This window comes from Bacillus sp. SW14 (assembly GCF_047608225.1).
GTDB classification, from domain to species: Bacteria; Bacillota; Bacilli; order Bacillales; family Bacillaceae; genus Bacillus; species Bacillus subtilis_G.
Map to the genome: position 1 here is coordinate 2,721,982 of NZ_JBLKRW010000001.1, position 14,970 is coordinate 2,736,951.

Genomic DNA, 14,970 nt, shown 5'->3' on the forward strand with positions numbered 1-14,970 from the left:
CCGTTTTCAAACTTGAAGGTGTTTTTTATTTGTCTCATTTTATGGGGTCAGTCCCCAGTGCCAGCCGTTTTTTTATTTTAAAAGGCCCAATTCTTTGACAGCGTACGCAATTCCATCCTCGTCTACCGGCTTTGTTACAAAATCCGCGATTTCTTTCAATTCAGGAACAGCATTTCCCATAGCTACGCCTGTCCCGACATACTCAATCATTTGCAGATCGTTTAATCCGTCGCCGAAAGCATATGTATCGCTGATAGCAAAAGGAAGACGCTCGATGACTTTTTTAATCCCTTCCGCCTTCGAACCTCCATGCGGAAGAACATCAGTCGAAAGCTCATGCCAACGCACTAGATCAAACTCAGGAAAAGCGGCATAAACCTTTTCTTCTTCATCCTGGCAAAATAAAAGAAGCTGGAAAATTTCTTTTCCTTCATAGAAAAGGTCATCGGTTTCTGGATAATCGGTTTTAAGACTTCCGATTCCCTCCATTACATGAGGGTGATCCGCAACAGTCGCTTTCATCGTGTCCTCAGCCATAAACACGACAGGATGTTTGTCCTTTCCCGCCTGCTTTAATAATCGGCTGATTGCCTCTTCAGGCAGTGGATTTTTATAAATCACTTGATTTTCAAAGACAACATACTGCCCATTATAGGAAATAAACGAGTGTATGCCCAGCTCCTCTAAAATCGGCTTAACTAAAAACGGAGACCGCCCGCTGGCAATAAACACATGATGCCCTTGGCGCTGCAGCTCCGCCACCGTTTCCCTCGTACTTTCCGGTATATTTTTGTCATGATCATATATCGTACCGTCAATATCAAAAAAAATTAATTTTGAATCCATTATAACTTCCCCTTTATCGTCTTGATCTGCAATTCCCACCCTCATCATACAAAAAGATTGCCATTCAGCAAACTATTTCGTTCAAAACTCATATTAAATTCCATTAATAACCACGAGAAGTCTTCCATAATCTTCGTATACTATTTGTATAAAAGAACTCTGGACAAGTTATGATGAAAGGAGGAACTAACAAATGCTGCGCAAATTAAGAAAGAAACTCAGAAGACAATGGAACGGAATGCTCCGCAAGAAAGCAATTGCCTGACAATGGATCTTTCGCTTTTCGAGGGGGCCTTATTTTTCTCAAGGCTTTCCTTATATTCCGTTTTCGAATATAATAGAATAAGCGAGTCTAACATACGGCATTTAAGGAGAGATTTGGATGATTTATAAGGTATTTTATCAAGAAAAGGCTGACGAAGTACCTGTTCGGGAAAAGACAGATTCACTTTATATTGAAGGCGTATCTGAGCGTGACGTCAGAACAAAGCTGAAAGAGAAGAAATTTAATATTGAGTTTATTACACCTGTTAATGGTGCATTTTTAGAATATGAACAACAAAGCGAAAATTTTAAAGTATTGGAGTTATGAGCGGTATGAAATTTGTAAAAAATGATCAGACTGCTGTTTTCGCCCTCGGAGGATTGGGCGAAATCGGTAAAAATACGTACGCTGTACAATTTCAGGATGAGATTGTGCTAATTGATGCGGGGATCAAGTTTCCCGAGGACGAACTGCTCGGCATTGACTACGTTATCCCTGATTACACGTATTTAGTCAAAAATGAAGATAAAATTAAAGGGCTTTTTATCACCCACGGCCATGAAGACCATATCGGCGGTATTCCGTACCTGCTCAGACAAGTGAATATTCCTGTTTACGGCGGTAAACTCGCGATCGGCTTACTTCGGAATAAACTTGAAGAGCATGGATTATTACGACAGACGAAACTGAACATTATCGGTGAGGATGATATCGTAAAATTCCGTAAAACGGCTGTGTCATTCTTCAGAACAACACATAGTATTCCGGATTCCTACGGTATAGTTGTAAAAACGCCGCCCGGAAACATTGTACATACTGGAGATTTTAAATTCGATTTTACTCCAGTCGGTGAGCCGGCAAACTTAACGAAAATGGCCGAAATCGGCAAAGAAGGCGTTCTGTGCCTCCTATCAGACAGCACAAACAGTGAAAACCCGGAGTTCACCATGTCTGAGCGCCGTGTCGGAGAAAGCATTCATGACATTTTCCGCAAGGTGGACGGCCGAGTTATTTTCGCTACATTTGCGTCGAATATTCACCGCTTGCAGCAGGTGATTGAGGCTGCTGTATTAAATGGAAGAAAAGTTGCCGTATTTGGACGCAGTATGGAATCGGCTATCGAAATCGGACAAACGCTCGGTTATATTAGCTGTCCTAAAAATACATTTATTGAGCATAACGAAATCAATCGTTTGCCTGCCAATAAAGTAACGATATTATGTACCGGAAGCCAAGGGGAACCGATGGCAGCTTTATCAAGAATTGCAAACGGCACACACCGCCAGATTTCGATTATTCCTGGGGATACAGTCGTATTTTCTTCATCCCCTATCCCAGGAAACACAATCAGCGTGAGCCGTACAATCAATCAGCTGTACCGTGCTGGGGCTGAGGTTATTCACGGGCCTCTTAATGATATCCATACATCCGGTCACGGCGGGCAGGAAGAACAGAAGCTGATGCTTCGTTTAATCAAACCTAAATTCTTCATGCCGATTCACGGTGAGTACAGAATGCAAAAAATGCATGTCAAGCTTGCAACTGATTGCGGCATCCCTGAAGAAAATTGCTTTATCATGGATAATGGTGAGGTTTTGGCGCTTAAGGGCGATGAAGCTTCAGTTGCCGGTAAAATCCCGTCCGGTTCAGTATACATTGACGGAAGCGGTATCGGTGATATTGGCAATATCGTACTTCGTGACCGCAGAATTCTTTCTGAGGAAGGGCTTGTCATTGTGGTTGTCAGCATTGACATGGAGGACTTTAAGGTTTCAGCGGGACCTGATTTGATTTCCAGAGGGTTTGTTTACATGAGAGAATCTGGCGACTTGATCAATGACGCTCAAGAGCTCATTTCAAACCACTTACAAAAAGTGATGGAACGAAAAACGACTCAATGGTCTGAAATCAAAAACGAGATTACAGATACGCTTGCGCCGTTCTTATACGAAAAAACGAAACGCCGTCCGATGATCCTTCCGATCATTATGGAGGTTTAAAAAAAGATGCACTCCAAAGTGAGTGCATCTTTTTTATTGCAGTGTTATGTGCTGAAATGACTTTACATCAAATAATCCTGTTGTTGTCATTTTAATGTCAGGAATGACAGGCAAAGCTAAAAACGACAGCGTCAAAAATGGATTAAACCCGCCTGTGAAACCGACTGACGACAATTGATCATGCAGCGTCAGCAAGCTTTGATTCACCTGTTCCGCAGATTGGTCTGATAGTAACCCTGCAATCGGCAGCGGTACTGAATGAAGCTCTTCTCCATTTTTTATAATCGTTAATCCTCCGCCAATTTCCTGCAGCTTATTAACTGCAGCCGCAATATCGGCATCATTTGTCCCAACGGCAATAATATTATGGGAATCGTGCGAAATGCTTGTGGCAATCGCTCCGCTCTTGAATCCAAATCCTTTCACAACACCAAGACCGGTTTCTTTTAACCCTTTATGCCGCTCAACAACTGCAATCTTTAACAAATCGAGCTCAGTGTCAGGTTCAAAAACATGGGCATCAGGAGGCGGCACACGCACCAACCGTGTTTCAAGCTGATTAGGAATGATTTGAATCACATGGATTTGCTGCTTTGAATCGATTGGCATATTTAAATTCTGTTTGTTAAGAGGAGCAGCAAGCTTAACAGAATCAAGCAGTGCCGGTTCTGGTGCGGGAGCTGAAGCGCTATCCTGATAGACTGCTTCGCCTCCTTCAGCAACAGTCTGCCCATTTACCATTGTCTTTGTGACAGTGACGTTTCCCAGATCAGAAACAAAAAGCAAATCAGCATCAAAACCCGGAGCAATCGCTCCCTTTGTATCTAATCCGTAGCATTCAGCTGCATTGAGGCTCCCTAATTGATAGGCTAAAAACGGGTCAAGTCCGGCTTGAATCGCCATTTTCACCTGATGATTCACACTTCCCTCTGACAATAAATCATCCACATGCTTATCATCCGTACAGAAGAAGAAACGGCGTGCGTTCTTTTCATTCACCGCCGGGAGCACATTGAGAGTGTTTTTTGCGACTGATCCTTCACGCATCATGACATACATTCCTCTTCTAATACGATCAAGCGCTTCTTCCTTCGTCGTTACTTCATGATCATTTAAGACAAATGCGGTTCTATAAATGTTAATGAGGTCTGTCGTTAAACCCGCTAAATGACCGTCAACCCGCTTTCCTGCAATACGGGCATCGAGCAGTTTCTGAACCATATCTTCTTCAGCCTGCTGAACTGATACATAGTCCATGACTTCAGCTAGCCCTAAGACTTCTTTCTCTTCGTAAAAAGGCTTTAAATCGGCAGCTTTAAGAACTGCGCCTGATCGCTCAAAGCTTGCGGCAGGCACACTGGAGGGAAGCATAAAATGAATATTCAGCGGTGTTTGCCGAGCCTGTTCAATCATAAATGCAATCCCTTTTTTACCAGACACATTCGCGATCTCATGCGGATCGGTAACAACTGTCGTCACACCATGCGGCAATACCGCTTTAGCGAACTCAATCGGTGTAACCATTGATGACTCAATATGTACATGTCCATCAATAAAACCCGGAACAATCATTTGTCCCTCTGCATCAATGTTATTTTCGCCTTCATACTCGCCGAGGCCTACAATGACTCCGTCCGTAATCGCAATATCTTCATATATCCACTCTTGATTAAATACGTCCATGATTTTTCCGTTCTTAATGACGATATCAGCTTTTTGTCTTCGGGCTGAAGCATTCAGCCTATTCACCAGCACTTCTTTATTCAAATAGGCCCCTCCTCTTTTTTATTATATGGTACAACATGCTATCGGAACGCCTGTGCTTAGTCAATAAAATTTTAAGAAATTGCCGCTCATTTCATTAAAGTTGTTATATTCTGATAATATGAAAAACCGCCCTTTGGGGACGGTTTGTCTTACTGCTATTTTGTATAAAGAACTCTTTTTTCAAAACGGGAAATGTCTGTAACAGAACCAATAACGATGAGGATATCTTCTCGATGGATGACTTCGGTCGCAAGCGGCGACACGATGACTTCCTTGCCTCTTTTAATGGCTACAATGTTAATCCCGTATTTCGCACGGATATCTAAATCAAGAAGCGTATTTCCGGCCAGGCGGCTGTTGGCTACGATTTCGACTAGACTATGCTCTTCAGACAGTTCCAAATAATCAAGTACGTTGTTGGACACGATGTTATGCGCAATTCGTTTTGCCATATCGCGTTCCGGGTGGACGATGTGGTCCGCACCAATTTTAGAAAGCACTTTTTCGTGATAATCGTTCTGTGCCTTCACTGTAATGGTATGAACGCCCAGTTCTTTCAGAATGAGAGTCGTTAAAATACTCGCCTGGATATTTTCACCGATTGCTACAATAACGTGGTCAAAATTTCGCAGACCTAAATTTTTCAGGACAGATTCATCTGTTGAATCACCGATAACGGCGTGAGATGCGATCTTGGCATACTCGTTGACTTTATCTTCATCGATATCCATCGCCATAACCTCGACGCCTTCTTCGCTTAATGCTTTGCAAATACTGCCACCAAAACGGCCCAGTCCAATTACCGCAAATTCTTTTTTCATAGTGGTGCTCCTTTACCTAACATCATATTGAACAAATTTTATCATATTCTTTTGTAACAGTGTTAATTTCGTTATCCTTTTGGCAGCGAATTCATATGCCGCTTGAGCTTTTCAGTAAACCCCGGTGATAAATACATCTCCGCTCCCCGTTCAATTTCCATCTGATAGTGCTGAGGCGGAGCGGTTTCCGCTTCTTTTTGGAGGACGAGAAAGGTTAAGCAATCTGTGTAGCGCCTTCCGCCAGCTTCAACGTCTACAAATGCAGGCCGATACGTAAGAGATGCAACGCCCTCCCTTTTATATAGATAGGTGAGAGCGGAAAAAGGAATGCGATATAAAACGCCTTCTGTTGTTCCTCCGTCTTCCATCATATCCGCTCTTGAGCCGTCTTCCCTTTTTAGCGTGAAGCGGGTTGTGTACCCTTTTAAAACAGCTCCTCCCACTGGATCTTGAAAATAGTGATCGACTCCCGCCTTTTGAAAGCGGGCATTGTCCATGCAGGACCCATAGGCAAAATAATAAACAGGATTTTGCGATTTGCTGATCATCTGATGTGCTTTCCAGTCACCGCTGCTTATTTTTGGAAAGCCGGCACACACGTTTTTGTTCATAAAATAAACAAGCGCTTTTTTGATTCCGGCATCCGTTTCTACAAGCGCCGTTTGTTTTTCATAGCCTTGATAAAATTGATCAAGCTTATGTATACACCATTCATCTGCTTCATATAACTCGCCGCATATATAACCTTCATCTTCAAAAACAGCTGCGGGCCCCTCATTTGCAGCAAACAGACATCCCTTCGTTCTGGCCTGCTCATTGATACATGCCGATTGTGCAAGCAGCTGATGATTCTTTTCATGTTTTCTCAATGTCCCGTATACAAAGAGAAGCGAGTTCATCTTATTTTCCCCTCTCAGCTGTCTGATTTGAAAGGCAAAACAACTTGAAAGACACTGCCTTTTCCAGCTTCACTTTCGATTTTCAATTCTCCGTCATGTTCCTTCAGGATTCTTAAACAAATCGCAAGTCCGAGTCCGGTGCCCTTTTCCTTTGTTGAATAAAAAGGTTTGCCAATCTGCTTAAGCTTTTCCTGCGGCATGCCGTTTCCTTCATCTTTGACGCTTATCACGGCGTGAGAGGCTGTCTTAGCAGTCGAAATGGTAACGACACCGCCTTTTGGCATTGCCTCAATCCCATTTTTAATGATATTGATAAAGACCTGCTTCAGCTGATTCTCATCCCCGTTAATGATACAGCTATCTGTCTCTTCGAAATTTTTTTCTATGACGATATTGGACAGAATAGCATTGGTATCAAGCAATGTCGTGACTTGTGTCAGGATCTCATTGAGCTGATGCATTTTAAATGTGACCGCCTGCGGTTTTGCAAGCAGCAACAGCTCGCCGAGCACCAAATCGATTCTTTTAATCTCTGAAAAGATGATGTCAAAATAGCCCTTTCTGTCGGGATATTGTGTTTTCATAATCTGAAGGAAACCGCTGACAGAGGTTAAAGGGTTTCTGACTTCATGTGCAATACCGGCGGCAAGTTCACTTGTGATTGACAGTTTCTGTGATTCTCTCGCCAGCCGTTCATTAATCTCAATGAGCTCATCTTCAGCCTCTTTCCGCTCAGTGATATCTGACATTGTTCCCAAGCTGCCTGTAAATTGGTCATCCCGATCGTAATAAAGTTTATAATGAACTTCTCCCCAAAAAATCGTGCCGTTCTTTGTCACGTATTTTGCAGTAAACATACCAGAAGACGCTTGGTTTTGGATTTGGGTGTTGATGTGGTCGGCTACGTGTTTTTCTTTTATGAAGTAATCATTATACATCGTTCCCATACATTCATTGATTGAAAAGCCGGTTATGGATGACCACGCTTGGTTTAAATATGTAATTTCGCCTTTTGCATTCGTTTGAAATACGATTTCCTGCAAATTATCCATGATGCGGTTTTTTTCTTCAGAAAGCTGTTTATACTTCCATTCATTATCCTTCATTGTCTTAACCAGCTGCTGTTTCTCATCAATATAATAAGCCAGCATCCAGACACTTGCTAACGTGACTGCAGTATACACAATATCAACAGGCCAATTAATCGGATTTTTGCCTATAAAATAAAATAAATAATCCCAAAACATAATAAAAATCATTGCCAAGATGATGGAAATGATACGTGCTTGATATTTTCTCATATGACCACCTGCCGCTTGTGTTTCTCTATTTATTGTACCATTCTTCGACAAATAATTGAGTAAAATATGTAAAGTATCCCAAATCATTCATCACCTGAGGCAAAAAAGGCGGAGATTGTATCTCTCCGCCTTTTTCAACATCATATTATTCTTTTAGAGCGGCTTGAATTTCTTCGAGAAGCAGCTGTGCACCCTCAGGGCTTAACGTAATTTTACCGTTGCCGTATTCAGTATTTTCTGAAGTAATTTCTCCGGTCATTAAACAAACGCCATGAGGTTTATACTTTTTCAAGATAATTTTATCTCCGTCAACAAAAAACTCAATGCTGTCTTTTATAGCAATATCCAGTGCCCGTCTTAATTCTATCGGCATGACAATGCGCCCTAATTCATCTACTTTTCTCACAACACCTATTGATTTCATAAAAAACCCTTCTTCCTTTAAATGTTTCTTTTCTCATGTAATGTTTAAGGATGCACCTCAATATATCGTAGACGTATGAAACTAAGAAAAAGTTTCCCGCTTTCTATAAGAATCGCAAGATATTTTTACCATAAAACCGAAAAATGTATTACTTCTGTTACACAGTTCCATGATTTTTTACAAAAACATTTCTTTCCCGACGAACACCCCCAAAAATCGCTTCATTTCTTAGAAACTTTAAATGTAGAATCATATAAAATCAGGATAGAGATTGGGTGAATAACATGTTTCAATCAACTGAAATCGGGATTGACTTAGGAACAGCTAATATACTTGTTTACAGCAAAAATAAAGGGATTATTTTAAATGAACCATCTGTTGTCGCAGTGGATACAACGACTAAAGCAGTGCTTGCAATCGGGGCTGACGCGAAAAACATGATCGGCAAAACGCCGGGAAAAATTGTCGCTGTCAGACCAATGAAAGATGGCGTTATCGCAGACTATGATATGACAACCGATTTGCTAAAGCACATTATGAAAAAAGCCGGAAAAAGCATCGGCATGTCGTTCAGAAAACCGAACGTAGTCGTTTGCACACCGTCAGGCTCAACAGCAGTAGAACGCCGCGCCATCAGTGATGCGGTGAAAAATTGCGGCGCAAAAAACGTCCATTTAATTGAAGAGCCAGTAGCGGCCGCCATCGGAGCGGATTTACCTGTCGATGAGCCGGTTGCCAATGTGGTGGTAGATATCGGCGGAGGAACAACAGAAGTCGCCATCATCTCCTTCGGCGGTGTTGTTTCCTGCCACTCTATCAGAATCGGCGGAGACCAACTTGATGAAGATATCGTTTCCTTCGTCCGGAAAAAATACAATTTGCTGATTGGCGAACGGACAGCTGAGCAGGTAAAAATGGAAATTGGACATGCACTGATTGAGCATGTGCCGGAAGCAATGGAAATTCGGGGACGCGACCTCGTAACAGGCCTTCCAAAAACCATTATGCTTCAATCTAACGAAATTCAAGACGCAATGCGTGAATCTCTCCTCCATATTCTTGAAGCCATCAGAGCTACACTTGAGGACTGCCCGCCTGAATTGAGCGGAGATATTGTTGACCGCGGCGTTATTTTAACAGGCGGCGGCGCGCTTCTTAACGGGATTAAAGAATGGCTCACAGAAGAGATTGTAGTGCCTGTACACGTGGCGCAAAATCCGCTTGAATCTGTGGCAATCGGCACAGGCCGTTCTTTAGAAGTGATCGATAAGCTTCAAAAGGCGATTAAATAGTCTTTCCCTTCAAAAAATCTCACACGCAGCAAATTTCTTGCTTCTTTTTTCCTCACTCCCTTCATATTGTGGGAAATGGAGAAACGTTAAGGAGGAAACAGATGCTAAGAGATTTAGGAAGAAGAGTAGCGATCGCAGCCATTTTAAGCGGAATCATTCTTGGAGGCATGAGCATTTCTTTGGCCAACATGCCCCATTCACCTGGAAGCGGCACCGTAAAACTGAATCATCCGTAATATCGAAAGACCCAAGACATGTTGTTTTGGGTTTTTCACTTTAGCCTCCTTTCTTTCCTTTATAGGATCATATTTGATATGATGAGAAAAAAGCTCGAGGAGGAATGATTCATGGATTCATTTTCACAGAAATTAAATACATATGCGCAGCTGGCGGTAGAGGTCGGCGTAAACGTCCAAAAAGGCCAGTATGTAGTCGTAAATGCTTCAACAGACGTACGGGATTTTGTCCGCTTAATTGTGAAACATGCATATGAAAAAGGTGCCAAAAATGTCACGGTGAATTGGCAGGATGACGAAGTCGCCAAATTAAAATATGAACTCGCGCCTTTTGAAGCATTTGAAGAATACCCTGAATGGGAAGCAAAAGGCAGAGAAGAGCTTGCTAAAAAAGGAGCCGCTTTCATCTCTGTCGTGTCGTCAAACCCAGACTTACTAAAAGGTGCAGATTCCAAACGGATCGCTGCATTCCAAAAAGCAGCAGGCAAGGCATTACATACATACAGACAATATATTCAATCGGACAAAGTCAGCTGGACTGTCGTAGGTGCGGCATCAGCGGGCTGGGCCCAAAAAGTCTTTCCTGGCCAATCAGAGGAGGAAGCGACTCAGCTTCTGTGGGAAGAAATTTTTAAAGCGACGCGCGTAAACGAAGACAATCCGGTTCAAGCGTGGATCAAGCATGATCAAAATCTTCATGAAAAAGTTGACCATTTGAACGAGAGACATTACACTGCTTTACACTATCTAGCAGAAGGAACTGATTTAACCATTAAGCTGCCTAGAAAGCATGTTTGGGCTGGTGCGGGAAGCGTGAGTGAAAGCGGCCATGAGTTTATGGCCAATATGCCGACAGAAGAAGTATTCACGCTGCCGCAAAAAGATGGGGTCGACGGAGTCGTATCGAGCACAAAACCGCTAAGCTACGGCGGAAATATTATTGAAAACTTCACCCTCACATTTGAAAATGGCCGTATAGTCGACATTAAAGCCGAAAAAGGAGAGGACATTTTAAAAGAACTAGTGGAAACAGATGAGGGTTCTCACTATTTAGGTGAAGTGGCGCTTGTTCCTTACGATTCGCCTATATCACAATCAAATATTCTTTTCTATAACACATTGTTTGATGAAAACGCGTCAAATCATTTGGCGATCGGCAGCGCCTACGCCTTTAACATTGAAGGCGGAAAGCAGATGTCTCGTGAGGAACTTGTCAAAGAAGGCTTAAATGAAAGCATTACACACGTGGACTTTATGATTGGTTCTCCTGAAATGAATATTGACGGCATTACGGCAGACGGAAAAAGAGAGCCTATCTTCAGAAATGGGAATTGGGCTTTTTAATAAACAAAAGGAGGGCTTTTCGCCTCCTTTTTATTTTTCTGCTTCATACATTTGCAGATTGGCATACACCGTTTCTAATATGGGTACTGCAAGAGATAAACGCTTTGCTTTTTCAAGCAAAAAGCCGTGCAGGTGGTTACCTTCAGTCGTTTGTCCGTTTTCCATATCCCGAAGCATAGAGGATTTCATATGGTAAGACATGCTTGTCATCGTACGGAAGCTCTCTTCCTCAAGTTCAGGATCAGCCGGAACACCCTCTTTTCGCAAAATAGCGCCAATTTCCCCAATAAGGGTTTGGGCCGTGTGACGGCCGCCTTCTGTTTCGAGGATTGGGCCAAGCGGTCTTTGAAATAACGTTGTGATCCCTGCTTGCGCCGCAATAAACAGATACTTTTTCCAAATGTCCTTCTCGATATGCCCGCTGATGATGACGTCTGCTTTCACGCCTGAAAATGCCTCTTCAATCACTGTTATTCGTTCCGTACGCTCACCGTTCCATTCTCCGAATACAAAACGATGTGATGCGCTCGTATGATGAATTTTCCCCTTGTTGTCTAGGGCACTTTCTATAAAACACAAACCGCCCAGCACCTGTTCTTTTGAAAGTGCCGTAAACAGCTGCTCATAATGGCGGTACCCGTTTAAAAAAGGTATAATGACAGATTCCCGATTGATAAACGGTTTGACATCCTCTATCACTTGCTCAAGTGAATAGGCTTTAGAAGCAATGATAACGACGTCAAACTGCCCTGTTTCTCCAGCACTGATTAATGCGGGCTGAAATGATACATCCCCTTTTTCACTATGGATGACAAGCCCGGTTTCTTTAAGCTGCTCAGCTCTTTTTTGGCGTACGAGAAATGTCACATCATTGCCTTTCTCTGCAAGCCGTCCGCCAATATACCCGCCTACTCCTCCTGCTCCGACAACCAAAAATTTCATGTTGTATCTCCTTTCAACTCTATGTATCAAAAAAAGCAGAGGAATCTCTGCTTTTTTGATTACGCGTAAAGTTCAGCCAGTTTTTTCTGCACATCAGCATTTGCAAGGAACTCATCATAACTCATTTGCTTATCGACGATGCCGTTAGGTGTAATTTCGATAATTCTGTTGGCAATAGTCTGTACAAACTGATGGTCATGGGATGTAAACAGCATAGCCCCTTTAAAGCTGATTAAACCGTTATTGAGCGCTGTAATGGATTCTAAGTCTAAATGGTTGGTCGGCTCATCCAAAATTAAAATATTGGCGCCGGAAAGCATCGCTTTAGACAGCATACAGCGAACCTTTTCTCCCCCAGATAGTACGTTTGATTTTTTGTGGACTTCTTCTCCTGAGAACAGCATCCGTCCTAAGAAACCGCGTAAAAAGCTCTCACTTTGGTCATGAGGAGAATATTGGCGAAGCCAGTCTACAAGATTTAGATCACTGCCCTCGAAATATTCGCTGTTGTCTTTTGGAAAATACGCTTGAGATGTCGTTACGCCCCATTTAAACGTTCCGCTGTCAGCTTCCATTTCCCCGGAAATGATTTTAAACAGCGTGGTAACAGCCAGTTCGTTGCGGCCAGTGAAAGCAATTTTATCTTCTCTATTCATAATAAAGCTGACATTGTCAAGCACCTTTACGCCATCGATTGTTTTCGTTAAACCCTCCACCTGAAGAACATCATTTCCGATTTCCCGTTCTGGTGTAAAGTTAACGTAAGGATAGCGGCGGGAAGACGGTTTAATATCATCGAGCGTAATTTTTTCGAGAAGTTTCTTTCTTGATGTTGCCTGCTTAGATTTAGACGCGTTGGCGCTGAATCTAGCGACAAACTCTTGAAGCTGTTTAATTTGTTCTTCTTTTTTCTTGTTCGCTTCTTGAGAAAGCTTTAACGCCAGCTGGCTTGATTCATACCAGAAATCATAGTTTCCGACATAGATTTGGATCTTATTAAAATCAAGGTCAGCAATGTGCGTACACACTTTATTTAAGAAGTGACGGTCATGGGATACCACAATAACTGTGTTTTCAAAGTTAATCAGAAACTCTTCCAGCCACTGAATGGCCTGAAGGTCCAAGTGGTTCGTCGGCTCATCAAGCAGCAGAACATCCGGCTTTCCGAATAATGCCTGTGCCAAGAGAACTTTTACTTTCTCTGAACCGCCAAGGTCTTCCATCTTCTTCGTATGAAGATCTTCTGAGATACCAAGGCCTTTTAAAAGAATCGCAGCTTCACTTTCGGCTTCCCATCCGTTCAGCTCTGCAAATTCACCTTCGAGCTCTGCCGCACGAATTCCATCCTCATCTGAGAAATCAGGCTTCATGTAAATGGCGTCTTTCTCCTGCATGACTTCATACAGGCGTTTGTGGCCCATAATGACCACTTTCAGCACTTCATACTCTTCGTACTCAAAATGGTTCTGCTTCAAGATGGCAAGACGCTCTCCAGGACTCATATGGACATCGCCTGTCTGAGGATCGATTTCGCCAGATAGCACTTTCAGAAACGTTGATTTACCGGCACCATTTGCACCAATTAACCCATAGCAGTTGCCTGGGGTAAATTTAATATTGACATCTTCAAATAACTTGCGATCCGCAAACCGCAAGCTTACATTATTTACAGCAATCATTTATTATCCTCCATCATGTCTATCATCAATAAAAGTATACCATGAATGCTGGGCAAGAGAAATGATTCCCTGATAAATCGGAGAGAAAACACTTATACACTCAATACTGCCAGCTATGTTACAATAAAGCAGAGAGGATACATCCAGCCGGGAAAATTACATACTCTCATGGAGGAACACGTTGAAGCTTTTAACACTTACTGAATACTGCTTATTGATCTTTTTTACGGGCTTTTACCTCGCCGTAACAGGCTTTACCGCTAAAGATATCGGCTTATATATTGGCATAGCCCTCATTTACATATTTTCACATATTTTTTCTAAACGACTTTTAGAAAAGCGCGGCAAAGAAAACAAACAGGTTCACCTTTTCTTCAGCGTGCTGGCCATTATCGGTTCAGTGTTTATCACGGTATTATGCATTGCATTAGTCGCTTCTTTTTCAAATTAAAAAACGCCTGCTGTCCCAAGGCCAGCAAGGCGTTTTTATTTTGTTTGACGCATTTCGTTAAACGGGAAAAAGACAAACTTCGATGTGCCGACAATCCGGTCTTCGGCAATCAGTCCGAGCCCGTTTCGGCTGTCCATTGAATTCAGCCGGTTATCTCCCATGACAAAATATTTGCCTTTGGGAACCTTAACCGGTCCAAAATCGCCAGTCAGACTCACACCAAGTTTTTCTGCTTCTTTTTTGTTTTTAGACAAGTAAGGCTCAGCTGCTTTTTTTCCGTTTATATAAAGCGTGTCATCCTTCATTTGAACGGTTTCTCCAGGCTTTCCGATCAATCTTTTTACGTAATGGATTTTCGACGTCTCACCGTTGATAATAACGATATCTCCGCGCTCCAGCTCGCCGATATAGTTGACTGTTTTATTCACAAACAGCCTTTCGCCGTCATGTAATGTGGGATCCATAGATGAACCTTCGACTAAATAAGGTTCAAACAAAAAGTGACGGATCAAGAGAGCCAGCAGGACAGCGATGACAATCGCTTTTCCCCATTCCAAATACGTATTGGTTTTTTTCTTCGCCGTTTTTTCAGTTTTCGTGTTTTTTTCCTCGGTCAAAGTGTTTCCTCCTAGACGGTTGCTGTGTCAGTTGTTTCCCTTCTTTTACTTTATCATAAATGATAATAAAATACATAACTTAACCG

15 protein-coding genes are annotated in these 14,970 nt (G+C 42.4%); 6 read left to right on the forward strand and 9 right to left on the reverse strand.

What is annotated here, in order from left to right:
- Positions 1-72 precede the first annotated feature (72 nt).
- On the reverse strand, positions 73-846 hold the full coding sequence (locus ACMX2I_RS13970; RefSeq protein WP_333560498.1) for a Cof-type HAD-IIB family hydrolase: 774 nt from the start codon (positions 844-846) through the stop codon (positions 73-75).
- Positions 847-1,228: 382 nt separating this feature from the next.
- Between ACMX2I_RS13970 and rnpZA the strand changes: the two genes are divergently transcribed.
- Both rnpZA and rnjA read left to right on the forward strand, forming a co-directional pair.
- Positions 1,229-1,438 carry an RNA polymerase subunit omega 1 gene (gene rnpZA, locus ACMX2I_RS13975; RefSeq protein WP_003238840.1) on the forward strand — a complete coding sequence of 70 codons (210 nt, stop codon included), beginning with the start codon at positions 1,229-1,231 and terminating at the stop codon, positions 1,436-1,438.
- A gap of 5 nt (positions 1,439-1,443) precedes the next feature.
- Positions 1,444-3,111 (forward strand): ribonuclease J1, encoded by a 1,668-nt coding sequence (gene rnjA / locus ACMX2I_RS13980; protein ID WP_148963702.1) that lies wholly within the window; start codon positions 1,444-1,446, stop codon positions 3,109-3,111.
- A 33-nt stretch (positions 3,112-3,144) separates the two neighbouring features.
- Here the strand turns inward: rnjA and ade are convergent, their stop codons facing one another.
- The 5 genes from ade to abhA form a co-directional block, all read right to left on the reverse strand.
- Positions 3,145-4,878, reverse strand: a complete 1,734-nt coding sequence (ade, locus tag ACMX2I_RS13985; protein WP_414957243.1) for an adenine deaminase — start codon at positions 4,876-4,878, stop codon at positions 3,145-3,147.
- A gap of 155 nt (positions 4,879-5,033) precedes the next feature.
- Entirely contained in the window at positions 5,034-5,699 is a 666-nt protein-coding gene (gene ktrC / locus ACMX2I_RS13990; protein ID WP_087992209.1) for a Ktr system potassium transporter KtrC, read from the reverse strand.
- A 71-nt stretch (positions 5,700-5,770) separates the two neighbouring features.
- Positions 5,771-6,598, reverse strand: coding sequence for a gamma-glutamylcyclotransferase (locus ACMX2I_RS13995; protein WP_414957244.1), 828 nt, complete (start codon positions 6,596-6,598; stop codon positions 5,771-5,773).
- Positions 6,599-6,612: 14 nt separating this feature from the next.
- Entirely contained in the window at positions 6,613-7,899 is a 1,287-nt protein-coding gene (kinC, locus tag ACMX2I_RS14000; RefSeq protein ID WP_414957245.1) for a two-component sensor histidine kinase KinC, read from the reverse strand.
- A gap of 145 nt (positions 7,900-8,044) precedes the next feature.
- Positions 8,045-8,323, reverse strand: coding sequence for a transcriptional regulator AbhA (gene abhA, locus ACMX2I_RS14005; RefSeq protein ID WP_087992212.1), 279 nt, complete (start codon positions 8,321-8,323; stop codon positions 8,045-8,047).
- 284 nt (positions 8,324-8,607) lie between these two features.
- On the opposite strand from abhA, the gene mreBH reads away from it, so the two are divergent.
- The 3 genes from mreBH (at position 8,608) to ACMX2I_RS14020 (ending at position 11,195) form a co-directional block, all read left to right on the forward strand.
- Positions 8,608-9,615 (forward strand): cell shape-determining protein MreBH, encoded by a 1,008-nt coding sequence (gene mreBH, locus ACMX2I_RS14010; RefSeq protein WP_087992213.1) that lies wholly within the window; start codon positions 8,608-8,610, stop codon positions 9,613-9,615.
- A 101-nt stretch (positions 9,616-9,716) separates the two neighbouring features.
- Positions 9,717-9,851 (forward strand): protein YkpC, encoded by a 135-nt coding sequence (locus tag ACMX2I_RS14015; RefSeq protein ID WP_414957246.1) that lies wholly within the window; start codon positions 9,717-9,719, stop codon positions 9,849-9,851.
- Between the two features lie 111 nt (positions 9,852-9,962).
- Positions 9,963-11,195, forward strand: coding sequence for an aminopeptidase (locus tag ACMX2I_RS14020; protein ID WP_414957247.1), 1,233 nt, complete (start codon positions 9,963-9,965; stop codon positions 11,193-11,195).
- Between the two features lie 30 nt (positions 11,196-11,225).
- Here ACMX2I_RS14020 and ACMX2I_RS14025 read toward each other — a convergent pair whose 3' ends face one another.
- Both ACMX2I_RS14025 and ACMX2I_RS14030 read right to left on the reverse strand, forming a co-directional pair.
- Positions 11,226-12,137, reverse strand: a complete 912-nt coding sequence (locus tag ACMX2I_RS14025; protein ID WP_414957248.1) for a ketopantoate reductase family protein — start codon at positions 12,135-12,137, stop codon at positions 11,226-11,228.
- A gap of 59 nt (positions 12,138-12,196) precedes the next feature.
- On the reverse strand, positions 12,197-13,816 hold the full coding sequence (locus ACMX2I_RS14030; RefSeq protein WP_087992217.1) for an ABC-F family ATP-binding cassette domain-containing protein: 1,620 nt from the start codon (positions 13,814-13,816) through the stop codon (positions 12,197-12,199).
- Between the two features lie 181 nt (positions 13,817-13,997).
- Here ACMX2I_RS14030 and ACMX2I_RS14035 point away from each other — a divergent pair, with 181 nt between their 5' ends.
- Positions 13,998-14,267: a hypothetical protein gene (locus ACMX2I_RS14035; protein ID WP_087992218.1), complete on the forward strand. Its 270-nt coding sequence runs from the start codon at positions 13,998-14,000 to the stop codon at positions 14,265-14,267.
- 35 nt (positions 14,268-14,302) lie between these two features.
- Here the strand turns inward: ACMX2I_RS14035 and sipT are convergent, their stop codons facing one another.
- Positions 14,303-14,884: a signal peptidase I sipT gene (gene sipT, locus ACMX2I_RS14040; protein WP_087992219.1), complete on the reverse strand. Its 582-nt coding sequence runs from the start codon at positions 14,882-14,884 to the stop codon at positions 14,303-14,305.
- Between the last annotated feature and the right edge of the window lie 86 nt (positions 14,885-14,970).